This window comes from Bacteroidales bacterium (genome assembly GCA_035647615.1).
Lineage (GTDB): Bacteria > Bacteroidota > Bacteroidia > Bacteroidales > 4484-276 > SABY01.
In genome coordinates this window covers 79,325-102,860 of record DASRND010000013.1, presented here as the reverse complement: position 1 = coordinate 102,860, position 23,536 = coordinate 79,325, and the positions used below count along the sequence as shown (strand labels likewise).

Genomic DNA, 23,536 nt, shown 5'->3' with positions numbered 1-23,536 from the left:
CGTCAATTGAGCGAATTAGCACAATTAACTTTTCGTGTTATTTTGTCTATGTTGCATAATTCCTAGTTGAATGTTTTGATGTCGAAAAACCTCACTGCACTCACCGCTAATTTGACAATATCTCACAAAGCGCCTGCAAAGCCCACAACGCCCGTTGGCGGCATATCTAAAAAGGTCCAACCCTCGTTTTTTCGTGCAAAGTATTCTACTTTTGTACCTTTCTTAGGTTTGTGTATTAATTTATCAACAAAAAATATTTCTGTAAAATGCTGACTAACAATTTTGCCAGAAGGCACAATGGACCCAAAGATGGCGACTTGCCCGAGATGCTGCAGGTTGTAGGTGTTAAAAATCTTGAACAACTAATCGCTGAAACGCTGCCGGCAGCTATCCGCATGAAGAAGCTGAATTTGCCGGACGGCATCAACGAATACGAATACATCCAGCACCTGCGTGGGCTGGCGCAAAAGAATAAGATTTTCAAAACCTACATCGGGCTGGGCTATTACAATACCATCGTTCCCGGAGTAATTCAACGCAATGTTCTCGAAAACCCGGGCTGGTACACTTCTTACACACCATACCAGGCTGAGATTTCGCAGGGACGTCTGGAAGCTCTGCTGGTTTTTCAGACCATGGTTGCCGACCTTACCGGACTGCCGTTGGCCAACGCCTCGTTGCTCGACGAAGGCACCGCTGCTGCCGAAGCCATGATCATGGCTTTCAACAGCCGTTCACGGGCTTCTGTAAAGGCTGGAGCTAACCGGTTCTTTGTTTCGGAACGTACGTATGCACAAACCATCAGCGTGATGAAAACACGTTCCGAACCACTCGAAATCGAGGTGGTTGTTGGCAATTACGAAACAGCCACCATCGACGAAACATATTTTGGCGCTTTGGTGCAATATCCCGACGAGCGGGGAGCCATCGTTGATTATAAAAGTTTTACCGAAAAAGTGCATGCTGTAGGTGCAGTTGTAGCGGTGGCTACCGACCTGCTGAGCCTGACTTTGCTCACCCCTCCGGGCGAGTGGGGCGCCGACATCGTGCTAGGCAACAGCCAGCGATTTGGTGTGCCCATGGGATATGGCGGACCACACGCCGCCTTTTTTGCAACCAAAGAAGAATACAAGCGCAACATTCCAGGCCGTATCATCGGCATCAGCAAGGACGCTGCCGGCAATGCAGCGCTGCGCATGGCACTACAAACGCGCGAGCAACATATCAAACGCGAACGCGCTACTTCCAATATTTGTACGGCGCAAGCGCTGTTGGCTGTCATGGCCGGCATGTTTGCCGTTTATCACGGCCCCGCAGGTCTCAAAGCTATGGCGCTCGACGTTCACCAACTGACAGCGGCATTAAATGATAGCCTGAAAAAGCTTGGCTATCAGCAGCAAAACGAATATTATTTCGATACGCTTTATCTGGCACTTCCAAATGGAGTTTCTGTTGATAAAGTACGTGCCACTGCGCTTGCGGCAGAGATCAATTTCAGATATGAAAAGGATGCCATCGGCATCAGCCTCGACGAGGCTACCAGCCTGGAAGATGTAAATGAAATACTGAAGGTGCTTGCCAAAGCCGCTGGCAAGAATTCTGAAGCTGTGAAACAAGATCAAAACTTACAGTTTCCCAAATCGCTGCAACGTACTTCTGACTTCATGACGGGCGAAGTTTTTAATACCTACCAGTCAGAAACAGAGATGATGCGGTATTTGAAAAAGCTCGAAAACCGTGACCTGGCGCTCAACCGTACCATGATACCACTCGGCTCCTGTACCATGAAGCTCAACGCAGCAGCAGAGATGTTCTCGCTCTCCTGGCCGGAGTTTGGCAGTCTGCACCCCTTCGTTCCGGTGGACCAGGCAGCAGGATTCCAGGAGCTGATAAAAAATCTTGAAAAAGACCTTTGCGAAATTACCGGCTTTGCAGCGATGTCGTTCCAGCCCAACTCGGGCGCTTCGGGCGAGTACGCCGGGTTGATGGTGATTCGCGAATATTTGAAGAGCATCGGCCAGGGACATCGCAACATCAGTTTGATACCTGCCTCGGCGCATGGCACCAATCCGGCAAGCTCGGTAATGGCAGGCATGACGGTAGTGGTTGTAAAATCGGATGATAACGGAAATGTTGATCTCGTCGATTTGAAGGCCAAAGCTGAAAAACACCGCGAGAATCTGGCAGCGCTCATGATCACCTATCCTTCCACTCACGGCGTGTTCGAACAGGAAATCATCCACATTATCGATACCATCCACAAAAATGGTGGCCAGGTGTATATGGATGGTGCCAACATGAACGCACAGGTGGGGCTTACCAATCCCGGCCTTGTCGGCGCTGACGTTTGTCATCTGAACCTTCATAAAACTTTTGCTATCCCTCACGGTGGCGGCGGCCCCGGCGTAGGACCTATCGGCGTAGCCAAACATCTGGCGCCTTTCCTGCCCACAAATGCATACATCAAGACCGGTGGAGAGCAGGCCATCCGGGCTATCTCCTCGGCGCCTTATGGCAGCGCGCTCATTTTGCCTATTTCTTATGGTTACATCAAACTGCTGGGTGGCAACGGCCTGAAGCTGGCTACTGAGATGGCTATTCTGACAGCTAATTATCTGAAAGATGCATTGAGCGATCATTATAAAATCCTCTATACCGGCCGCAACAACCGCGTGGCACACGAGTTTATCCTCGACTGCAATGCCTTTAACAAATCTGCAAACGTTACTGTAGGCGAAATTGCCAAGCGACTGATGGATTATGGTTTCCATGCTCCGACGGTAGCTTTCCCGGTACACGGCACGCTCATGGTTGAACCCACCGAAAGTGAACCACTGGGTGAATTAAAGCGGTTTGTCGAAGCTATGATCAGCATCCGTAAAGAGATAGCTGAAATAGAAGAGGGCAAATTCTCGAAGGAAGACAACGTGATTAAAAATGCGCCGCACACCCTGTGTATGCTCACCGGCGAAACCTGGGAAAAACCTTACTCGCGTCAGCAGGCAGCTTTCCCGATCGAATGCAGCAAAGCTGATAAATACTGGCCTCCGGTAACCAAAATCGACGAAGCATGGGGCGACCGCAACTTGCTGTGCACCTGCCACGAGTTTAGTGTTATCGACGAGATGGAATAATGCCTTTAGTCGGGCAGTGCCTCTGCAAAATCCTGATGGAGCAAAATGCCCTGAAGGATGGCGGCAATAGTTTCCGGCCCAAGAGTTTTAAAAACATCGTGCAGCTGCCTGGATTTTTCTTCAGGCAGCTGTTCTGATTTTAGGAGTTTCATCAACGCTTTGTATTGCGTGCCTGTAAGCTCATCGTTAAGCGCATCGATGATGAGATTCACGTCGATTTGTCCCTGCCGCGTGCGATGCTGCAACTCATCGCCAAAATCTTCGAGCTCCATAATGGCCACCTGAAGGATTTCGCGACCCAGTTTTTTGCACGATTCCAGATAGGACGAGTGCCCGGTGGTATCGCGCAGCGACCAGCTGGTGTATTCGTATTCTATCTTTTCAACCTGCTTTATTTTCTGACTCTCGTCACCAAAGATAGAGCTCAGCAACACGATGGTGTACTTTTTCCAGGATTCCAGGTCGAAGGGCTTCTGGTCGAGCTTCTCGATTTGCTCGCGAAGCATGTTGATGTGTTTTTCCTTTGTTTTCATAACAGTTGTGTTTTGGGTGTAAAAGTAAGCAAAAAGTAGGTTTAGCAGATTTGTTGAGAATTTGAAATCGACAGGGTTGCCATCCCTGTGAATATGTTATTGTGTGTAATTGTTTTTTAGTGGAATTTATTAATTTCACCGCTCAAAAAATTCACAGAATGTAGCCATCAACACATAACGATATCCTAAAACAGGGGGACTCAATGATAGAGACTATTAAAATCGGAACCATCAAATGGTACCACATTATCGACCCTAAAGAGGAAGACCTGCAATATTTGAAAGACAATTTCTATTTCCACCCCCTCGATATCGACGACTGCCGCAGCAAACTCAACCAACGACCAAAAATTGACATTTACGATGATTATTATTTTATCATCCTCCATTTCCCGAAGTTCGACCGCATCAACCGGTTTCTGAAAACCAAAGAGGTAAAGATTTTCTGGGGCGAGGATTATGTGATTACCATTGGCAATACGCATTGGGTGGTCAAAGACCTGTTTGACGAAGCTATGGATCAATACCAGCGCAAAGAGGAATTTCAGATAGGCACCAGCGACGCCTTGCTGTATCACATCCTGGAACGGCTGATGACCGAAACGCTTTCGATGATACGCAAAATCGGAAGCGATGTGGAGTTTCTCAACCGTGATTTATTTAATAAAAATTCTCAGAAGACCATCGAGCGCATCTCCGTGACGCGCAAAAATATCATCCTGCTCAACACCATCTTTAAGCCACAGGTGCCTTTATTTCATAAGTTTGAAAGTGGCGCCGTCGAAGGCTATGCCGAGAATATGGAAGACTATTGGGGCAACATTCTCGACTATTATCAAAAGTTGTGGGATATGACCGAGGATTACGCCGAACTTATTGAGGGGCTGTCAAAAACCTTCGATTCTCTTCAAGCCAACCGCACCAATCAGATCATGAAAATTCTCACACTTATCTCCTCTATTGTTCTTCCACTTTCGTTTATTACCGGGCTCTACGGCATGAACGTTATGCTGCCAATACAGGATAACCCATATGCTTTTTGGGGTGTGATGGGTGTGATGGCAACATTGGTAGTTTTGATGTTGCTGTACTTCAAGATGAAGAATTGGATGTGAAAGAAGGCTGGCGGCAGGCAGTCAGTTAATAGTTATTGGTTGTCCTACCATAATTGCGGTCGACAATGTCTCTTAATTCAGCTCAAAGTCCCCAGTTCTCAAATCCTGACTTTTAAAAAGAGAACAGACGAGGTTTTGGCTTAGGCTATGTTTAGGTCACATTTATTCCTGCATGCAGTGCCTTTCTTTACATAGTTACACTATTTTTAGTTTGGCCATCAGATAGTGCCGGATGTTGGCTTCGATAAACATATCGCCCTGTTTGCGGAATCCCTGACGCTCATAATATGGAATGGCTTTGAGCTGGGCATGAAGGTATAGCTCTTCAGGCCGTGAATCCAACTGCTGCAAGATGTGTTGTAGCAGAACGGAGCCATAGTTCTGGTTTCGATACTGCGGCAACACTGCAAAACGTTCGAGCTTGATGCCGCGGCTGGTTTTGCGCCAGCGCCCGGTGGCAATGGGAAGTTGGTCGAGCAGCAGCAGATAATAATTAGCCTCCTCCTCATTTTCTACCTCCAGCACCCGCTCCACTTTTTGCTCATGTATAAAAACCTGCTCGCGGATGGCCAGCGCCTGCAGGTAATGTTTTTTGTCAGAAATATCAAAACCGATAATTTGCGTCATAGCTGAATGAGGATTTAACGTGCTGCAAATTTACTAACAACCTGAGATGGCAGGATTTTTTATTAAAAAAAAAGCAACTTCCCGCCGAAACGCTGAAGTTGCTTCTTTTCTTTATTTTAAAAAAAGTATATTATTCTTTCTTCCCGTCGTAAGCCCATTTCAAGTATATGGCGCCCCAGGTAAACCCACCGCCAAAGGCAGAGAGGATGATTTTGTCACCCTTTTTGAGTTGGTTTTCCCACTCCCACAAGCAAAGCGGGATGGTAGCCGAGGTAGTGTTACCGTATCTTTCTATGTTGATCATCACCTGTTCACGGTTGATGCCCATGCGACGGGCGGTGGCTTCGATGATGCGCAGGTTGGCCTGATGCGGAACCAGCCAGGCCAGGTCTTCCGGCATGATGTTGTGCTTCTTCATCATCTCCACTGACGTGTCGGCCATCCTCGATACAGCAAATTTAAAAACCGCCTGGCCTTCTTGATAAATGTAGTGCTCGCGTGCATCCACAGTTTCGTGAGAAGCGGGTTTGACAGAACCGCCGGCTTTTTGGTGCAAATGGACACGTCCTGAACCGTCGGATTGATGAATGGAATCGATGATGCCCACATCTTCGGTGGTGGGTTCGAGCAGCATTGCTCCGGCAGCGTCGCCAAAGATTACGCAGGTAGCGCGATCGGTGTAATCCACTATCGACGACATTTTATCGGCACCTACCACAATTACTTTCTTGTATTTTCCCGATTCGATGTACATTGAAGCGGTGGTGAGGGCGTAAATCTGACCTGAGCAAGCGGCATTTATATCAAAATGAAAGGCGTTTTTGATGCCGGCCTTGTCGGCAATAATATTGGCTGTAGCCGGAAACTGCATGTCGGGTGTAACGGTGGCGCAGATCACCAGGTCGATTTCGTCGGGGTTGGTGTTGGTTTTTTTGAGCAGACCTTTCACTGCCTCAGTGCCCATGTCGGAGGTTCCTTTACCTTCGCCTTTAAGAATGTGGCGCGTTTTTATCCCGGTCCGCGTGGTTATCCACTCGTCGGTGGTATCCACCATTTTTGCCAGCTCCTGGTTGGTGAGGAGATAGTCGGGGGCAAACGCATGGATGCCTGTTATTGCAGCTCTTAGTTTGTTCATGTATAGATTATTAGATAAAAAAGTTAGCGAGAAAAGTCGTGCAGTGCTCTTCTTATTTTGTTAGTAACCTTACCACAATAGATTTGGCGAGTAAGCATAATCATGTTTTTGATGGCGATGGCATTTGAGATGCCGTGGCCAATTACTACGTTGCCATTAATGCCCAGCACAGGGCTGCCGCCATAGTTTTCGTAATTGAAACGGCTGAAAAAATCATCTACCAGATTGCGCTTTTGCAGCAGCCTGTACATGGCTTCTACCTGCTTCAGCACAATGTTGCCGGTGAAGCCATCGCATACTATTACGTCGGCTTTGTCTTTGAAAAGGTCGCGGCTTTCGATGTTGCCGGCAAAATTAAAATCTGTGGAGTCTTTCATCATCTGGTAAGCCGACTGACACAACAAATTTCCTTTCCCTTCTTCCACACCAATATTGAGCAGACCCACTCGCGGGTTATCGATTTTAAGAATCTCCTGACAATAAACAGAGCCGAGCATTGCAAACTGATAGAGCACGTCGGCTTTGGTGTCGGGGCTGGTGCCAATGTCGAGGATGATGCTTTCGGTGCCATTTTCTTGCGGAACGTGGGCCATGGTGGTGGGACGAATTACGCCGGCAATAGTTCCAACGCTATACATGGCGCCTATCACCATTGCGCCGGAGTTGCCTGCACTGCAAAAGCCCTCTATCTGCCGCGACTTGAGCATGCGAAACCCAGCAGAGATACTTGAGTCGGGCTTTTGCGTAAGCGCTTTTAGCGGCTTTTCAGCCATACCAACCACTTCTTCGGCATTTACAATCCTAAACTCATTGGCGGGAATGTTGTTTTTCGCGAAGTATTCTTTGATGACAGCAGTCTGGCCTATCAGCAATATCTCGTCGCGTGCATCCAATAATTCACGGGCGAGGATTGCGCCGCCGATGGTTGCATCGGGTGCGAAGTCTCCGCCCATTACGTCCAAGCCAATCTTCATGCTTTAATTAAAATCTGATGATTTGTTTGCGTTTGATATTTCGCTTATTCTGCTTCCGCTTTCTGCATTACCACTTTTCCTTTGTAGTAGAGGTCGCCGTCAACCCAGTAGGCTCGGTGGTACAAATGTATTGCTCCGGTGATGGGGCAGGTGGCCAGGGTGGGAGCATCGGTTTTGTAATGCGTTCTGCGTTTGTCTCTGCGAGTCTTAGAGGTTTTCCGTTTTGGATGTGCCATTTTATCTCTGTTTTAAAAAATTCGTTAATAACTTATTCTATGTTTAGGTTTTTCAAAGCGTCCCATCGCGGGTCGTGCTCTTTGGGTGTTTCCTTGCGTCTCAAACGTTCGAGCATCTCGCTGTTGCAGGTGCTGCGGCCGTTTTCGTCGTCAGGATGGATATGCTGCATGGGTAGCATCAGTACGATGTATTCGTAAAGATAGCTGCTAATGTCAAATTCCGAAGACGTTTCCGGGATGATAACCACATCCTCCGAAGTCTCTTCGAAATCCTCACCGAACTTGACGATCAAGTTTTCGGTGCCTGCAATGGGCAGGTCGAAATCGTCGAGGCAGCGGTCGCAGGGAACTACAACAGTTCCCCGGATGTCGAAGTTAAAAAGCAGCATCCGCTCATGTCGGTCAAGCGTTACATCCACTTCTACATTGCCATCGACAATGTCAGCATATTCCATTGATTCAAAGAACTTTCTGTCGATCACATAATGATAGTGATAAACATCAATCTGGAGCCCGCGGAAAGAGATTACATATTTTTTTAAATAATCCATCATTTCTTTCCTCCCAAAAATTTGGGCGGCAAAATTAGAAATTTAATTGTGATAACCAAAACATTAGGTTCATTAAATTTGAAACTACCTGGTGTTTTGTATGGTATTGAAGGGTTTCAAAGTTTTGTAATTTCCATTCCTGTACGCTGAAAACTTATCGCTATTAACATCGGCTATGGGTTTAGGTTGTAATATGGATCTTTTTCCTGCCTGCTGACGAAATGAATTTTATGAACAAAAAGATAGACCTGTAGGTTGTTGCTAAAAAATATTACAACTATTATGGCCGAAACACCAACCAACCAAATCCCCTTAGGCTTTACAGCGCCTGATTTCGAACTTCCGGATGTTACCACCGATACGAACCGCTCACTCGCCGATCTGCGTGGGCACAATGCTACGGTTATTGTATTTATCTGCAACCACTGCCCGTATGTGCTGCACATTATCGATGAGCTGGTGAAGGTGGGCAACGAGTTTCAACCCAAAGGAATTTCATTTGTGATGATCAGCTCCAACGATGTGGAGAGTTATCCGCAGGATGCACCCGAAAAAATGAAAGAATTTGCTCATGAACATAAATTCCCTTTCCCGTATCTTTACGACGAAACCCAGCAGGTAGCCCTCAAATACGACGCAGCCTGCACGCCCGATTTCAACGTTTTCGATGCCGATATGAAATGCGTTTACCGCGGCCAGTTCGACGACTCACGCCCCTCCAACGACAAACCCGTTACCGGCGAAGATTTGCGCCGCACGCTCCGTCTGATGCTCAGCGGACAGCCGGTACCGCCCAGACAGCAACCCAGCGTGGGTTGTAATATTAAATGGAAGAAGTAGAGGGTAGAGATTTGAAGATGGGGAGGTGCCCACAGGTTTCTTTATTAAAAAAACTCCTGATAATTTATCTGTGACTATCCTTTAAATCCGTATCACTTGTGCTGAGCAACGTCGAAGCATCCGTGTTCTCTTGCTTTATTCTTCCACCACCGTCCACACCGGGAAGTGGTCGCTGAAACCCTCCGGATCGTAAGAGCTTTTCTCGGATGGACGACCAAACCGCTTTGGCGTGGGATAGCGCCCACCGGTAACCATCTCAGCAAAGTGTTCGATTCCAGCCATGAATTTTCCATTCACATCTTTGGCTATGCGTGGTTTGCCACCCGTTTGCACCAGCTCTTTCGAAACCAAAAACTGATCGAGGACGTATGGGAAATTGTTGAAATAAAACGTACCGGTTCCATCGCCATGGCAGGGCCACATCAGGTTGAAGAGCCGCGGAGTAATTGCGTATTTTACTTTGGTAATGCTGTTGGTGCCCAGCGCGTAATCGTTTATCGAGCGGCTCAGTGGCTCATCGTTGAAGTCGCCCACGCAAACCACCGCAATATCTTTACCTTTTATCTCGGTGATGCGTTGCATCCAATAGCTGAGGGTTTCGGCAGCGATGATGCGGTAAGGCTCCGATTCGTAAACGCCTGCCGAGCGCGCCGGCCAGTGATTGCCGATGAGGATCAGCTCGTTTTGCTTTGGAGTAACAAAGTTGACCTGAAACAAATCGCGGGTGGAGGAGCGCTTGAGCACGGTATACGAAAATTGCTCTTTTGCTTCAAAAAGGTTCTTGTCGTAGATGAACGCCACGTCGATGCCACGCTGGTCGGAGCTGTCGTGGTGTTCAATTTTATACTTGCGGCCAATAGGTTGCATCGCCTCAACAAGCTGCTCCAGCACCGACAGGTTTTCCACTTCGCATACTCCTAATATATCGGGGCCTCTGCCATTGTTCATCTGGCTGATAATCTTTACCAGATTAGAGATTTTTCGTTGCAACACCGTTCGCGTCCAGCCTTTCAATTCGCTGTTGAGTGGGCGTTGCAGCCATTCCGGACGGCTTGTCGAATCGAAGGTGTCGAACAAATTTTCGACATTCCACCATCCAATATAGTATTGTGTTTTCATAGCTGATAGTTTTTGATGAATAACGTCAAAAGTAATATTTCTCAAAAAAACTCTCCGCGAATTATCGTGAATTATTTTTGATCGTTTTCTTGTCCACGAATTTTCACCAATGATGCGAATTTTCGCTATTTTTTTAATTCGTGTTCATTTGCTAAATTCGAGTGAATTCGTGGACTTTTCTCTTGTCCCCAAATTTTATTTAAGCCGTTCGGGATTATCTTTTAAAAAGCTTTTCCAACTGTTGTAACTTTTGCCGGTAGGCAGATTTCCGCTTTTGAGATGGTGACAAACCGCTGCAGCCAGGCCATCGGTGGCGTCGAGGGTTTCGGGCGAAAGGTCGTAATTGGTGAGGTGGGTAAGCATGGCAGCTACCTGCTCTTTGCTGGCGGTGCCGTTTCCGGTGATGGATTTCTTAATCTCGCGTGGCGTGTATTCAGTTATGGGGATGTCGCGGTAAAGCGCAGCAGCCATAGCCACTCCCTGCGCGCGTCCCAGCTTGAGCATACTCTGTACATTTTTACCATAAAACGGCGCCTCGATGGCCAGTGCATCTGGTTTGTATTCCTCTACCAGCGACAGTGTTCGTTCAAAAATCTTTTTTAGACGCAGGGCATGGCCATCGTATTTATTCAGCCGCAGAATGCCCATAGTCAACAGCGAAATTTTCTTGTTGTCGATGGCTATCAATCCGTAGCCCATGATGACGGTGCCCGGATCGATGCCCAAAATAATTTGGTTGGAGGAAAAAGTTGAGTTTGTTGCCAAAAGAAAAGATTTACAATTTAAAGAACGATTAACAATTAACGAATAACAATTACCAAAGGGCAATTTATAATTTCAGATATTGTTCGGCAAGCAAGAGATCGAAAGGGCGTGTAATTTTAATATTATTAAGTTCTCCTTCGATTAGATGCAGCTTGTTGTTGGCAGCTTCCCAAACCGTAGCATCATCGGTAAAGTCGGGCTGGAAAGGCTTCCGGTAGGCTTCTGTAAGCCGTTGCACATCGAAAACCTGCGGAGTCTGCACCAGTCGATATTCTGCCCGGTCTACAGAATGGCTTCCGCCGCTGGTAATGTGGCGCAACGATTCGGTGGGTGTTATCACCGGGATGGCGCTGCCATAGGTGGCCGCTGCTTCAAAAGCTGATTGTATCAGTTTTGCCGAAACCAATGGCCGCACACCGTCATGCACGGCTACCCAACCTGGAGTGGTAATTTTTTTTAACCCATTGCTTACCGATAAAAAACGCTCTTTGCCGCCTGCTACTATTTGATGTGGGATGATGAAACGGTGCTCCGAACAGAGTCGTTGCCAGGTTTCGATGTGATCGAAAGGCAGTACCACGATGAGCTGCAGGTCAGGAATGGCATCTCTAAAACGGATGAGAGTGTGCATTAGCAAAGGCTTGCCTGCCAACAGCAAAAACTGCTTTGGAACGGCAGAGCCCATGCGTGCTCCGCTTCCGCCCGCCACAATGATCGCATATTTTTGATGTGAAGGTTCCATAAAAAAAAGGCTGCTTTATCTTTGTAAAAACAGCCCTTCAAAAATAGTATTTTGTAAATTACTTTTTCTATCGACTAAATGATAAGCATGGCGTCGCCGTAGGTAAAGAACTGGTATTTTTCCTTGATAGCTTCTTTGTATGCACGCATCAGGAATTCATATCCCGAAAAGGAGGCCACCAGCATCATCATGCTCGACATGGGAAGGTGGAAATTCGAGATCATGGTATCGGCGAGTTTTGTCTCGTAGGGCGGGAAGATGAATTTGTTAGTCCATCCTTCAAATGGTTTCAGGTGGCCGGAGATGGTGAGCGACGACTCGATTGCTTTCATAGAAGTGGTACCGACGGCACACAGGCGCTTACGATTGTCGATAGCTTCGTTGACGATGCTACAAGCACGTTCGTCGATGATAAGCTCTTCGCTGTCCATTTTATGCTTGGAGAGGTCTTCCACTTCTATTTGGCGGAAGTTGCCAAGGCCGGCATGCAAAGTAATTTCGGCAAAACCGATGCCTTTAAGCTCCAGACGCTTCATCAGCTCACGGCTAAAATGCAGACCGGCTGTGGGAGCAACCACGGCGCCTTCGTGTTTGGCAAAAATGGTTTGGTACCACTCTTCGTCTTCGGGTTTTATTTCGCGTTGTATGGTTTTAGGCAAGGGGGTTTTGCCAAGTTTCTGTATAGTTTTTTTGAACTCGCTGTAAGGGCCGTCGTACAAAAATCGCAGTGTACGGCCACGGGAGGTGGTGTTGTCGATTACCTCGGCTACCAGTGCCTCGTCTTCGCCAAAATAAAGCTTGTTGCCGATTCGGATTTTTCGCGCCGGATCTACCAGCACATCCCACAGACGTGTTTCCTGGTTAAGTTCCCGAAGCAGGAACACTTCTATTTTGGCGCCGGTTTTTTCTTTGGTACCATAGAGTCGGGCTGGAAACACTTTGGTATTATTCAACACCATCACATCGCCTTCGTCGAAATAGTCGAGAAGATCGGTAAAGGATTTGTGTTTGATGGTTTGTTTTTTGCGATCAAGCACCATCAGCCGGCATTCGTCACGGTTGAGAGCGGGTTCCAGGGAAATTAGTTCAGCGGGCAGATGAAATCTGAATTGCGATAGTTTCATTTTCATAGATTAAATTAAGCAGAATCGTAACAAAAAAAGGGGTGCAAAGATAGCATCAAAAGCGCCGAAAGTCAAGTTTTTGCGCTCTGTACAGGCGGCTGGTCAACTAATGTAAGAAGCATTCTTGTAACGCGAAATGCAGGCAACGGGCATCTGAAATTTTTGAGATCATAGCGCAACGATCGGAGTCTTTTCATGACGATGTTTGGATTAGGATACCTTAACACATATTTTTTGTGTAATGTTCACAGCCGTAAGGTTATAATTTGAAATGTTGGCGTGCGATAATTCCTACACTGTTTACATGCCTGAAATGGTGATTTTTTGATCAGGGACAAGCCACTGCATCGGGTCGGTCAGCGTTTTTCCTTCCCAGACTTCAAAGTGCAGCAGCGTGTGGGCAACTTCTTTATCTGTGTGTATTAAACCCAGATTCTGCAACGTGGTTACAGTTTGGCCTGCGCTTACGAAAACCCGCTCAAGATTGGCATAGACCGTCAGAAATCCGTCGTGGCGTACGATCACACACCAAGTTTTGGCAGTAGCCTGCATCACCCTCGTCACCTGGCCATCGAATACGGCGCGGGCAGTGGAATTACTTTGCGTGAGAAAATCGACCCCGTCATTTTTTATCCTTACGTTTTTTAGGTCAGGATGCTGATGCTCGCCAAAAGGTTGAATGATAAATCCGGTCGCTACCGGCCAGGGCAGTTTTCCGCGCTGACAGGAAAAAGATTCAGGCAACAGCTCGGTGGCAGGGGTTGGTGTATGCAGCAGTTGCTCTGATTGTGAATCACGATTTTGCGGACTGGTGGCAAATGTTTCCAAAATACTTCGGTGCAATGAAGCTGCATCGCTCTGGTTTTGACGCTGTCGGCTGATGAGTTGTTGCTCGCCGCGTTGCAACTGTGCTACCATGGTTTTCTTCTCCATTAGTTCCTGTTCCATCAGAGCAAACTCTTTTTCGAGCTGTTTAAGCACCTGCGTATTATCGTTTATCTGATCTTCCGTTTGTATGGCTTTTTCGATAAAAAGGTGTTGCGTAAGCGCAATTTCGTTGGCTTGTTTGTGGCGTTTGGCGGCATAGATGCGATAGTAGTTCATCCGGTTGATGGCCTGACTAAACCCATCAGCAGCCAGAAGATAGAGCGCACGCTGGTGCTTGTTGTGATTCAGATATGCCTGGCGAATCATTGTGGTGTATGCTTTTTTAAGATGGTCGATTTGGGTGTCGAGGCTATCGATGGCCATCAGGTTTTTGGCAATGGTGTCGAAGAGTCGATCGTGGAGCGTGCGCCAGGTGTCAACGATCTGGCTAGGGGCATCAATTTTCTTTTGCAGCAAAGTCAACTCTTCCAGCCCGACAGTTTTTTTTAGGCGAGTATCGTTTATCAAAACACCGGCATATTCTATCGACTTTTCAAGCAGCTCTTTTTTTTGTTGTAGCTCAGTGGCGGAGGTTTGTGCCGAAGCATTTTGCGCAGACAATGTCTGGCAAAACAGCCATAACGAAGCATTAACAAACCATAAAATCTTTGAGCCGGACATGCACCAAAGATACGTTTATCTATTTTATCTCCGATAAAAGAAAGTTCCAACGCACAGCCGCCTGGTTAGTTAAAAGACAAACATTACTTAGTGCGCCAGCGTGTATTTGGAGGGTATCTTAAAGGGGAAGCTCATCTCTTTGTTCAGCGACATCTTGCTGTATTCAACGATTACCTCCATGGGCTGTTCGGCATCAATGGAATAATCTATTTTGGTAGGAAACAGCTGGCCTTCAAGTTCTTTAAATTCAGAATATGTAGCTTCGAGCTTCTTGCTTTCGCGCGTGAGTTCTTTAAGTCTGACCTGCGTAATTTTGAAGTTCTCAGGATTCAGCCAAATCGACTGCAGGAGCACCCGCTGTGCATCGCTGGTATTGCGTACGTGTTTCTTGAGCTTGCTGCGCCCGGCGGTGTTGAGGCGGTATTGGCCTCCATCTATTGTGGCCTTAAATTCGGCCATCTCATAATATTCAAAATCATTGCCCAAAATGATCGATTGCAACATCCCGAAATCGACACTGGTATTTAGAAATTTGTCTACGAAATTATAATCTGTCAGGAGGTATTGTTTGTTCAGCCGGTCGACAAATTTCACCGAATCCTCAGTAATCATGATTCGCGCCACCTCAATGCCCAGATCCTGGTTGAAACTTATCCATATCAGGCTGTCTTTGATGATGCGAATCTGTGCTTTGAAGTCGAGATATTTTCGGTTTTGCCGGAAAGAGATGTTGGCGCGGGCCTCGAAGCTATCGAACATAAATTCTTTTTCATTCAGGCGAGCCATCAGGTAATCGGCGCCTTCTTCTTTGATGGGAGCTTTGATAACGGCGCGATGGCTCTTACATCCGGCTATAGCCATCATCATCAACAATAGTGTTATTGAAAAAATGATCCGGTTTCTTTTCATCATTTACTGCTATTTTTTTGTCAAAAAAAACTTGCTATTCGATGAGCGATTTTTCGTTGATTTTCCGGTCGAGCCATTCGGAGGCTTCCTGTCCGGTATCTTTGGCTTGTTGCCAATATTTTAAAGCTTCTTCTTTCTTTCCTAATTTGTAAAGGATGTCCCCGTAATGTTCCAGAACTGTGGCGTCGGGTTCTGGTGTAGCGTCGAGCGATTTCTTCACCCATTTTTCAGCTTCCTTTGTTTCGCCCAGTTTATAAAGCACCCATCCGTAAGTGTCCATGTACGAAGGAGTGTTGGGCTCCAGATCGTTGGCGCGGGAAGCCATGGCGCGTGCCTCCTGCAGCCGCTCGTTGCGAAGCGATAGGAAATAGCTGTAATTATTCAGCACCAGCGCATTCGACATATCTATTTTCAGCGCCTTGTCGTAATAGCCATCCGACTTCTGGTGATTTTTCAATTGATTGTAAATGTCGCCCAGCGTAGTGTAAAATTGCGCCAGCAGATTATCATTATCCACTACCAGGCTGGCACCGCTTTCGAGCGACCGCCGTGCGTCATCATAATTTTTTAGCTGGTAATTAGCAAAACCATTGAGCAGATAAGGCAGCGGCTGCATCGGGAAAAACTCCGATGCCAGCGTGCTGGTTGCAGCCAGTTGCTCGTTTTTGTTGAGCTGACTTTCTATAATCATCTTCTGTTCCCACACGCCATAGCGACTGCTGTCGGCCTGCAACACCTGATCCAGAATCGCGAGCGCTTCATCGTATTGGCCGGTGCGAAACAACATTTCGCTGTAAAGCGACAAAACTCGTGGGTCGGCGGGATGCGTGCTTGCAAGTATTTCCGCCAGCTCCAACGCCTGCTCTTTTTTCTCATTAAAAATCTGATCGATGGAATAGTAAGTCAGCAGGATTTGAATTTTAGCATCAACCTCCAGTTCAGGATTTTCAAAACCTATGAGCAGCGCTTCGAAAGCCTTTTCATCCTTGCCCTGCTTCCGGTACAAATCCGATAGCGAAATATTGATGTACGGGTCTGTGGGATCCAACATAGCAACTTTCAGGTAAGTAGCGAGCGCCTTGTCGGGATTGCCCGTTTCTATGTAGCTCTCGGCCAAAATCTGTTGGTAGCGGCTGTTGTGTGGATGCAATGCAACCAGCTGCTCTATCTCAGCCAGTCCCTTTTGGGGCTTTTTAAGATTGTTCCACAAGTTGCGCTTTTTTAGTGCCGTTTCTTCGGTCACACCAACGATTTCTTCTATCTGATTGTAGATGTTGATGGCGCCGCGGTAATCGTCGTTCAAAGTGTATAGCAGCGCCAGGTCCTGGCGATATTCGATATGACCGGGTTGTATTTCGACCAGCTTTTCAAAAACGCCTTTTATCTTGTCTAACTGTCCTGTATTTTTGTAAAGATCGGCGAGTAGGAGCTGATACCAGATATTTTGGGGATCGAGTTCGGCAGCCTTGTTGGCAGCAGCAAGGGCATCATCTGTGCGTCCCTGAATAAAATAGAGCTGTGCCATTTCGAAGAGTGAAGCGTCGTGGTTGGGATCGATGCGCAAGGCTTTGGAAAAAGCAGTCTGGGCAGCATCAAAGTTGTCAAGCACTTTTTGTTTGTTGCCTTCCAGAAAAGCCTCCTTGCGCTCACGCAACTGAAATTCTGAAAGTTCTTTGGGCTTGTCGTCATGCTTGTTTTTGCGCTGAGCTTGTGCCGGTGGAGCCATGCCCACGGCAAAAAACAGGATCGACAGCGATATGATCAGGGATTTAAAATTCATATAGTAAAATCTGTTATTGAAAAAATAAACATCCTCCCGTGCAATTCATTGTGTTAGTGGGAATAATTAACACCACTTTTCGGCAAATGCTACAACTAAGCGAAGGCTGATTATTTTCCGGTATGGCCAAAACCTCCGTCTCCGCGGGTCGTTTCGTTCAGGGTTTCTGAAATCACCCATTCGGCTTTCTCTACTTTGCTGATCACCATTTGAGCGATACGCTCGCCGTCGTTGAGCACAAAGTCGTCGTTTGAGAGGTTGATAAGAATCACTTTTATCTCGCCACGATAATCGGCATCGATGGTGCCCGGAGCATTTGCCAGCGAGATACCGCTTTTGATGGCCAGCCCGCTGCGGGGACGAATCTGCGCTTCGTAACCCTCGGGGAGTTCGATAAAGAGGCCCGTGTTTACCAGCTCACGTTGCAAAGGTTGGAGCATCAGCGGCTCTACCAGGTTGGCGCGCAGATCCATGCCTGCCGAAGCTACCGTTTGGTAGGAAGGTAGCGGATGTTTCGATTTATTTACAATTTTAATTTTCATCAGTTTATCGGTTTTTTTGACTGGCGGCAAATTTATCAAAAATTGTGCAAAGCTTCATTGGCCTCATGTCTTAAGCCATCAGCCCTTTCGCTGGTGAATCAGCTTCAGAAGTGATTTTCTTTCCAAATAAAATACCGTTGCCACAAATACGAATAGCAGCAGTGTATTGATGAAATATTTCAACAGCCCCGGTTCCAGCGGAAGGTAACGGCTTAGCAAATAAATCGCCACCGGCAAGAGCAAGTAAAGCAGAATACGTTTGTTTTCGTAGGGCACCGGGAAAGAGCGACGACTCAGCACATACGAAAGTACCATCATGGTGAGATAGGCGAAAAATGCTGCCCAGGCTGAGCCATAATATCCAAAAGAGGGAATCAGGGTAAGGTTGAGCGTGATGGTAATCCCGGAGCCGATTATCGATAGCAAAGCGCCGTAAATGGTGCGATTGGTGAGCTTGTACCAAAATGAGAGGTTGTAAAAAATTCCCAGGAAAAGATTCCCCATCAGCAAAATAGGAATTACATCACGTCCTGCCCGGTAGGGCTCACCGATAAAGAGAATCACCAAATCGAGATAGAGGGTTGTTACCAAAAATATCAGTGAAACAATCACGGTGAAGATCTTCAGCACCTCGGCATAAATCTTTAGCGAATCGTTGTGCGCCGATTCGGCAAAGAAAAAAGGATCGGCGGCATATCTGAAGGTTTGCACAAACAGCGTCATGATAATCGACACCTTGTAGCAGGCGCCATAAATACCTACTTGCGACATCACCCAATCCGGATCGCCGGGCAGCAGCCAGGCCAGCAAAATCTTATCAATCGACAAATTGATAGACCCTGCAATGGCCACGATGAGCAGCGGCCAGGTGTAAACAAGCATGCGTTTGAGCAGCGAAAAATCGAAATCAGACCACCGAAAACGCACGTCAGGCAAAAGCAGCAGCAGCGTTACTACTGTAGAAATAAGATTGCTTATGAAGATGTAACTCACCAGATCTGTAGGATCGAAGAAAAGCAAGACGAAGCGAGCCACCGACGTATCAGGATAATGTGAGAGAAGATAAGGACAAAGCAGAATAAAAAACAGGTTGAAACCAATATTTAGTCCGATGTTGATGAGCTTGATCACTGCGAAACGGATGGGTCGGTTTTGCTGTCGCAAACGGGCAAACGGAATGGCCGCCAGCGCGTCGAGTGATAGGATAAAAGCAAAGTAAACGATGTAATCGATATGATCGCCATAACCCATGCTTCGCGCAATGGATCCGGCATTGCCACCGGCCACCAACAGAAACAGTAACGAGGTAAACAGGAGCGAGGTAAAGGCGGTGCTGAAAACTTTGGGAGAATCACTTTCGCTTTGCGCAAAGCGGAAAAATGTCGTTTCCATGCCGTAGGTCAAAACTACCCAGAGAATGGAAACCCAGGCGTACATCTCGGTGTAGATGCCGTAATCGCCGGTTACCAGCACGCGCGTGTAGAGCGGCACCAGCAGATAATTGAGCAACCGGCCAACGATGCTGCTGAGTCCGTAAACGGCAGTTTGGCTTGCCAGCCGCTTGAGTGGGTTTGATGACATCTTTAAATTTTGCCGGCAAAAGTATAGGTTTGTTTAGATTTCACCACATATTACTATCAACAGACTGTAGCCATGAACCGCAGAACGGCAAAGTTGGGGAAGAGGGCTCATTTTTTTTGCTATGGAATATCCTATTCTTCTTTTTGGAATTTCATTATTTGATCTTTGAAATTTATTTGTGATTTGTCTTTTGTCCTTTTTATCTTGCCCATCAGCGTATTTCTTTAATTTTGGCGAATAGTAATTTTTTATTAATAATAATCCATCATCACCATGTTACGAAAATCTACACTTCGGTTTTTTGCAATTTTAATTTTAGTTGTGCTTTCGGCAGGCGTCATTTTTACAATTTTGCTAAATGATAACGATGACAGCAAAGCACTTCAGCGCCATGAATATGCAACTTTGATGCACTCCAAAGCGGCAGCAATGCCACTGGCTAAAGAAGAACAAACAGCCGAAATTCCTAAACCGGCACATCCCGACAAGGCCGCTTTGCAGGATTACTTTATGACCGTTGACCCTGCTACCGGGACGGTTCCCCGCGAAAGGCTGACAGACGCTTATTGCTATACCCGCGCTGCTGCCAAAAACCGAAACGACGTACATCTCTTGTGGGAGGGAACGCCTGTGGAAATGGGAGGAAGAACCCGCGCCATCATGTGGGATCCTACCGACCAGCAGCACAAAAAAGTGTGGGCGGGTGGCGTAACCGGAGGGCTTTGGTTTCGCGATGATATTACCGACAACAATAGCCTTTGGCAACCGGTTGATGACTTTTGGAGTACCCTCAGCATTAGCTGCATCACCAGCGATCCCAACAATCCGGATATTTTTTATGTAGGAACCGGCGAGTCGCAGACGGCACTGATTACCTACCGGGAATCGTCGGGAGTGGGGCAGGGCATCTGGCGTTCTGCGGATGCCGGAACCACCTGGAATCTGATAGAAAGCACCTTGCCTTTTGAATACATCAACGACATTGTGGTGCGCGACGAAGACGGAACCAGCGTCATTTACGCAGCAGTAGCTTCAGGAATTTATCACGGCACCACCCACCAAAGCGAACCTTCCGATGGAGTTTTTCGCTCCTCTGATCAGGGAATGACGTGGGATCAGGTTTTACCAAATATTCCGGGAACGCAGCAGCCTTACACCGTTTCTGATCTGGAGATTACCGCCGATGGACGAATATTTGCCGGCACTGTTCAAAATGTGGAAATCGAGGGCGGCGCCGTAATTCTGCATTCCGATCTTGGCATGGCCGGATCATGGACGGTTTTTGACGATATCGCACAACAAATCCTTAACAGCCCGAACTACTACATCCCCGGAAGGGTAATGATGGCTGCAGCTCCTTCTGATCCCAACGTCATTTATGCTGCCATCGGAGCCGGTTTTCTCAACAACACCAACAACTTCAATTACTACTACGGTCGCTACATCATCAAATCCACCGACGCTGGAGAAAGCTGGACTACCATTCCTATTCCCAGCTCCGAATGGGCTACCTTGTCATGGCACGCCTTCATCATCAAAGTGGCACCCAACAATCCTGATATGATCTATACCGGTGGCCTCGATCAATGGAAAACTAACAACAGCGGCAGCACCTGGCAGCATATCACCGACTGGGCGCTGATGTACTATGGTGGCGGCGACGAATATGTGCATGCCGACCAACACGCCATCGAATTCAATCCAGGAAATCCTTCCGAGCTTATTTGTGGCAGCGACGGCGGCGTTTTTTATACCAACACGGCCTTGAGCACTTATCCCAAATTCCAGGAGAAAAATCACAACTATAACACGCTGCAATTTTATACCTGCGACATCATCCCGCAACCGGGCGGAACGCTCTATTGCGGCGGCTTGCAGGACAACGGCACGCTGCTTTATCAGGACGCGCCCCTCACCATCAACAACATGATTGATGGCGGCGATGGCGCTTTTTGCTTCTTCGACGATGACCCGCAACTGCTCATCACTTCGGTGTATTACAACAGCTATACTTTTTATCTCAACTGGAATTACCTGAATAGCTACAACGACAACAGCGGGGTATTTATTAATCCGGCTGACTACGACACCGAAAACAATATCCTTTATGCAAACAGGGTAGATTTTGTCGGCACCCATGCCAATCAAATAATACGCTTCGATGGTATCCCATACAATATCAATCGGAAGGTGGTGCCGCTGCAAACCAATGAGGAAGGCTATTTCTCGCACCTCCGTGTTTCGCCTTATGCGCCCTCCGGTACGACGGTACTTTTTGTGGGTTCGCAAACCGGACGGTTGTACCGTGTGGAAAATGCGCAGATTCCTGTGCCGCAGGTCACCGAAATTACCGGTGACGACATGCCAATTGCCTATCTGTCGTGTGTTGCGGTTGGCCAAACCGAAGATGAGCTGTTGGCAACCTTCAGCAATTACGGCGTTCCGTCGGTGTGGCAAAGCAAAGATGGCGGCGAGAGCTGGCGTGATGTGGAATACAACCTTCCGGATATGCCCGTCCGCTGGGCCGAATATCATCCGGAGAACGATGCGCAGGTGATGCTGGCTACCGAGCTTGGAATCTGGACTACGAATAACATAAACGCCGATCCGGTGGTATGGCAACCCAACTCCGATGGAATGGCCAATGTGCGCTGTGACATGCTCGCCATCCGCCCGGCAGATAACACCGTGCTGGCAGCCACCCATGGTCGTGGTTTGTTTACGACGGAATTTCCGCTCGATCCCAGTATTGGTATTCCGGAAGCCTCGATAAACAAAGCTTTGCGCATTTATCCCAATCCGGCTACCGACATCATTCATTTAGATTTAAATGGTTTTGATCTCAAGAGCAGCCTCGTTACCATTACCAATACAGCCGGTGTGGAAGTGTATCGTGCTAAAGTCACGGAAGTGAAACCTTCCATAAATCTTTCGCAGCTTCCGGCAGGAGCCTATCAGGTGGTGGTTACAGATGGGAAAGTACGCATGAGCAGCGGGCTGGTTTTGAAGTAGGGTTTATGAAAATTGGGAATATTTATTTGAATGGATTGATGATGAACCTGAAGGGTTCAAATGTTTATAACACAATAAATAGCGGAGATGTGTTTGACCCCGCAGGAATCGCACTTTCCAACAAACAGAAGAGATATATAAACATACAATCCCGTCGGGATTAAACAACACAACACATGAACGAACCGAAACATCCAAAAATAGCATTGAAAAGAACGCGAAGGATTCTAATGTTTATAGTACAATGATCAATGGAGATGTGTTCGACCCTGGGAGGGTTGCATTATGTTTGCTAACGTAATTATGTAATCACAATTTTTAAACTAAACGAATAAAGCATGTCCGGAACATTTTCGCAAATTTACATACAAGTGGTATTTGCTGTAAAAGGTAGAGAAAGCCTAATTAATGTTAGTTGGGAGGAAGAGCTTTACAAATACATCTCAGGTATTGTGAAAAATAAAGGACAAAAAATGCTTGCCATCAATGGGATGCCCGACCATATACATTTTTTCATAGGAATGAAGCCCTCCTGTTGTTTATCCGATTTGGTTAGGGAAATAAAGAAATCATCTAATGAGTTTATCAAAGAAAAGAGATTTGTCAGGTTTAAATTTCAATGGCAGGAAGGATATGGGGCATTTTCGTATAGTCATTCAAATTTGGATGCAGTGATAAATTACATTGCAAAACAAAAGCAGCATCACAAAAAGAAAACCTTCAAGGAAGAATACGTGGAGTTTTTAAAGCGGTTTCAAATCGAGTTTAAAGACGAATACTTATTTGAATGGATTGATGATGAACCCGAGGTGTTTAAATGTTAATAGCTCAATGATCAGCACAGATGTGTTTGACCCCGCAGGAGTCGCACTTTCCAACAAACAGAATAGATATATAAACATACAATCCCGTCAAGATTAAACAACCCAACACATGAACGAACCGAAACATCCAAAAATAGCATTGAAAAGAACGCGAAAAGTTCCAATGTTTTAGCGCTTTTTATGGAGGAATACATAGAGTTATTAAAGCGGTTTCAATTCGAGTTTAAAAATGAATATTTATTTGAATGGATTGATATTGAACCCAAAGGGTTCGAATGTTTATAGCACAATGATCAGCAATTGTGTGTTCGACCCCTTCGGGGTCGCATCATCTTGGCTAACAATCTTTTCTATAAACATACAATCCCTTCGGGATTAAAAACATGAAACCTAGACGAATCGAAACATCCAAAAATAGCATTGAAAAGAAAGCGAAGGGTTCAAA

General features: G+C 46.7%; 20 protein-coding genes. 5 read left to right on the top strand and 15 right to left on the bottom strand.

The annotated features are described in order from the left end of the window. Positions 1-266 precede the first annotated feature (266 nt). A complete protein-coding gene (gene gcvP / locus VFC92_05725; protein ID HZK07681.1) occupies positions 267-3,134 on the top strand; it encodes an aminomethyl-transferring glycine dehydrogenase in 2,868 nt (955 codons plus the stop codon). 5 nt (positions 3,135-3,139) lie between these two features. Here gcvP and VFC92_05720 read toward each other — a convergent pair whose 3' ends face one another. Then, positions 3,140-3,667, bottom strand: a complete 528-nt coding sequence (locus tag VFC92_05720) for a hypothetical protein (GenBank protein HZK07680.1) — start codon at positions 3,665-3,667, stop codon at positions 3,140-3,142. A gap of 203 nt (positions 3,668-3,870) precedes the next feature. Here VFC92_05720 and VFC92_05715 point away from each other — a divergent pair, with 203 nt between their 5' ends. Then, entirely contained in the window at positions 3,871-4,782 is a 912-nt protein-coding gene (locus VFC92_05715; protein HZK07679.1) for a magnesium transporter CorA family protein, read from the top strand. 195 nt (positions 4,783-4,977) lie between these two features. Here VFC92_05715 and VFC92_05710 read toward each other — a convergent pair whose 3' ends face one another. The 5 genes from VFC92_05710 to VFC92_05690 all read right to left on the bottom strand — a co-directional run bounded on the left by VFC92_05710 (position 4,978) and on the right by VFC92_05690 (position 8,308). Beyond that, positions 4,978-5,409 carry a GNAT family N-acetyltransferase gene (locus VFC92_05710; GenBank protein ID HZK07678.1) on the bottom strand — a complete coding sequence of 144 codons (432 nt, stop codon included), beginning with the start codon at positions 5,407-5,409 and terminating at the stop codon, positions 4,978-4,980. A 130-nt stretch (positions 5,410-5,539) separates the two neighbouring features. Further along, the gene (locus VFC92_05705; protein ID HZK07677.1) at positions 5,540-6,544 is read right to left on the bottom strand and encodes a beta-ketoacyl-ACP synthase III; all 1,005 of its coding nucleotides are present in this window, start codon (positions 6,542-6,544) and stop codon (positions 5,540-5,542) included. A gap of 23 nt (positions 6,545-6,567) precedes the next feature. Continuing rightward, positions 6,568-7,518, bottom strand: a complete 951-nt coding sequence (locus VFC92_05700) for a phosphate--acyl-ACP acyltransferase (GenBank protein HZK07676.1) — start codon at positions 7,516-7,518, stop codon at positions 6,568-6,570. A gap of 44 nt (positions 7,519-7,562) precedes the next feature. After that, positions 7,563-7,754, bottom strand: coding sequence for a 50S ribosomal protein L32 (rpmF, locus tag VFC92_05695; GenBank protein HZK07675.1), 192 nt, complete (start codon positions 7,752-7,754; stop codon positions 7,563-7,565). Positions 7,755-7,786: 32 nt separating this feature from the next. After that, positions 7,787-8,308 carry a DUF177 domain-containing protein gene (locus tag VFC92_05690; protein HZK07674.1) on the bottom strand — a complete coding sequence of 174 codons (522 nt, stop codon included), beginning with the start codon at positions 8,306-8,308 and terminating at the stop codon, positions 7,787-7,789. Between the two features lie 279 nt (positions 8,309-8,587). Between VFC92_05690 and VFC92_05685 the strand changes: the two genes are divergently transcribed. Then, positions 8,588-9,145: a thioredoxin family protein gene (locus VFC92_05685; GenBank protein HZK07673.1), complete on the top strand. Its 558-nt coding sequence runs from the start codon at positions 8,588-8,590 to the stop codon at positions 9,143-9,145. A gap of 135 nt (positions 9,146-9,280) precedes the next feature. On the opposite strand, the gene VFC92_05680 is transcribed toward VFC92_05685, so the two are convergent. The 9 genes from VFC92_05680 to VFC92_05640 all read right to left on the bottom strand — a co-directional run bounded on the left by VFC92_05680 (position 9,281) and on the right by VFC92_05640 (position 19,255). Further along, positions 9,281-10,264, bottom strand: a complete 984-nt coding sequence (locus tag VFC92_05680; GenBank protein ID HZK07672.1) for an endonuclease/exonuclease/phosphatase family protein — start codon at positions 10,262-10,264, stop codon at positions 9,281-9,283. Between the two features lie 195 nt (positions 10,265-10,459). Next, positions 10,460-11,029 carry a crossover junction endodeoxyribonuclease RuvC gene (gene ruvC, locus VFC92_05675; protein HZK07671.1) on the bottom strand — a complete coding sequence of 190 codons (570 nt, stop codon included), beginning with the start codon at positions 11,027-11,029 and terminating at the stop codon, positions 10,460-10,462. Between the two features lie 64 nt (positions 11,030-11,093). Continuing rightward, complete coding sequence (locus VFC92_05670) at positions 11,094-11,771, bottom strand: 2-C-methyl-D-erythritol 4-phosphate cytidylyltransferase (GenBank protein HZK07670.1); 678 nt, start codon at positions 11,769-11,771, stop codon at positions 11,094-11,096. A gap of 74 nt (positions 11,772-11,845) precedes the next feature. Further along, the gene (queA, locus tag VFC92_05665) at positions 11,846-12,895 is read right to left on the bottom strand and encodes a tRNA preQ1(34) S-adenosylmethionine ribosyltransferase-isomerase QueA (protein HZK07669.1); all 1,050 of its coding nucleotides are present in this window, start codon (positions 12,893-12,895) and stop codon (positions 11,846-11,848) included. A gap of 300 nt (positions 12,896-13,195) precedes the next feature. Continuing rightward, positions 13,196-14,443, bottom strand: a complete 1,248-nt coding sequence (locus VFC92_05660) for a peptidoglycan DD-metalloendopeptidase family protein (GenBank protein HZK07668.1) — start codon at positions 14,441-14,443, stop codon at positions 13,196-13,198. Positions 14,444-14,530: 87 nt separating this feature from the next. After that, positions 14,531-15,355, bottom strand: a complete 825-nt coding sequence (locus tag VFC92_05655) for a DUF4292 domain-containing protein (GenBank protein ID HZK07667.1) — start codon at positions 15,353-15,355, stop codon at positions 14,531-14,533. A gap of 31 nt (positions 15,356-15,386) precedes the next feature. Further along, positions 15,387-17,132, bottom strand: coding sequence for a tetratricopeptide repeat protein (locus VFC92_05650; protein HZK07666.1), 1,746 nt, complete (start codon positions 17,130-17,132; stop codon positions 15,387-15,389). A gap of 110 nt (positions 17,133-17,242) precedes the next feature. Next, positions 17,243-17,674, bottom strand: coding sequence for a dUTP diphosphatase (gene dut / locus VFC92_05645; GenBank protein ID HZK07665.1), 432 nt, complete (start codon positions 17,672-17,674; stop codon positions 17,243-17,245). Positions 17,675-17,752: 78 nt separating this feature from the next. After that, positions 17,753-19,255 (bottom strand): oligosaccharide flippase family protein, encoded by a 1,503-nt coding sequence (locus VFC92_05640; GenBank protein ID HZK07664.1) that lies wholly within the window; start codon positions 19,253-19,255, stop codon positions 17,753-17,755. 273 nt (positions 19,256-19,528) lie between these two features. On the opposite strand from VFC92_05640, the gene VFC92_05635 reads away from it, so the two are divergent. Further along, positions 19,529-22,267, top strand: a complete 2,739-nt coding sequence (locus VFC92_05635; GenBank protein HZK07663.1) for a T9SS type A sorting domain-containing protein — start codon at positions 19,529-19,531, stop codon at positions 22,265-22,267. Between the two features lie 338 nt (positions 22,268-22,605). Further along, a complete protein-coding gene (gene tnpA, locus VFC92_05630) occupies positions 22,606-23,091 on the top strand; it encodes an IS200/IS605 family transposase (GenBank protein HZK07662.1) in 486 nt (161 codons plus the stop codon). Positions 23,092-23,536: the final 445 nt, after the last annotated feature.

Bases quoted from the DNA above. Each gene is read 5' to 3' on its own strand.
- gcvP (HZK07681.1), top strand. From the start codon at position 267: ATGCTGACTAACAATTTTGCCAGAAGGCACAATGGACCCAAAGATGGC.
- VFC92_05720 (HZK07680.1), bottom strand. From the start codon at position 3,667: ATGAAAACAAAGGAAAAACACATCAACATGCTTCGCGAGCAAATCGAG.
- VFC92_05715 (HZK07679.1), top strand. From the start codon at position 3,871: ATGATAGAGACTATTAAAATCGGAACCATCAAATGGTACCACATTATC.
- VFC92_05710 (HZK07678.1), bottom strand. From the start codon at position 5,409: ATGACGCAAATTATCGGTTTTGATATTTCTGACAAAAAACATTACCTG.
- VFC92_05705 (HZK07677.1), bottom strand. From the start codon at position 6,544: ATGAACAAACTAAGAGCTGCAATAACAGGCATCCATGCGTTTGCCCCC.
- VFC92_05700 (HZK07676.1), bottom strand. From the start codon at position 7,518: ATGAAGATTGGCTTGGACGTAATGGGCGGAGACTTCGCACCCGATGCA.
- rpmF (HZK07675.1), bottom strand. From the start codon at position 7,754: ATGGCACATCCAAAACGGAAAACCTCTAAGACTCGCAGAGACAAACGC.
- VFC92_05690 (HZK07674.1), bottom strand. From the start codon at position 8,308: ATGATGGATTATTTAAAAAAATATGTAATCTCTTTCCGCGGGCTCCAG.
- VFC92_05685 (HZK07673.1), top strand. From the start codon at position 8,588: ATGGCCGAAACACCAACCAACCAAATCCCCTTAGGCTTTACAGCGCCT.
- VFC92_05680 (HZK07672.1), bottom strand. From the start codon at position 10,264: ATGAAAACACAATACTATATTGGATGGTGGAATGTCGAAAATTTGTTC.
- VFC92_05670 (HZK07670.1), bottom strand. From the start codon at position 11,771: ATGGAACCTTCACATCAAAAATATGCGATCATTGTGGCGGGCGGAAGC.
- queA (HZK07669.1), bottom strand. From the start codon at position 12,895: ATGAAACTATCGCAATTCAGATTTCATCTGCCCGCTGAACTAATTTCC.
- VFC92_05660 (HZK07668.1), bottom strand. From the start codon at position 14,443: ATGTCCGGCTCAAAGATTTTATGGTTTGTTAATGCTTCGTTATGGCTG.
- VFC92_05655 (HZK07667.1), bottom strand. From the start codon at position 15,355: ATGATGAAAAGAAACCGGATCATTTTTTCAATAACACTATTGTTGATG.
- VFC92_05650 (HZK07666.1), bottom strand. From the start codon at position 17,132: ATGAATTTTAAATCCCTGATCATATCGCTGTCGATCCTGTTTTTTGCC.
- dut (HZK07665.1), bottom strand. From the start codon at position 17,674: ATGAAAATTAAAATTGTAAATAAATCGAAACATCCGCTACCTTCCTAC.
- VFC92_05640 (HZK07664.1), bottom strand. From the start codon at position 19,255: ATGTCATCAAACCCACTCAAGCGGCTGGCAAGCCAAACTGCCGTTTAC.
- VFC92_05635 (HZK07663.1), top strand. From the start codon at position 19,529: ATGTTACGAAAATCTACACTTCGGTTTTTTGCAATTTTAATTTTAGTT.
- tnpA (HZK07662.1), top strand. From the start codon at position 22,606: ATGTCCGGAACATTTTCGCAAATTTACATACAAGTGGTATTTGCTGTA.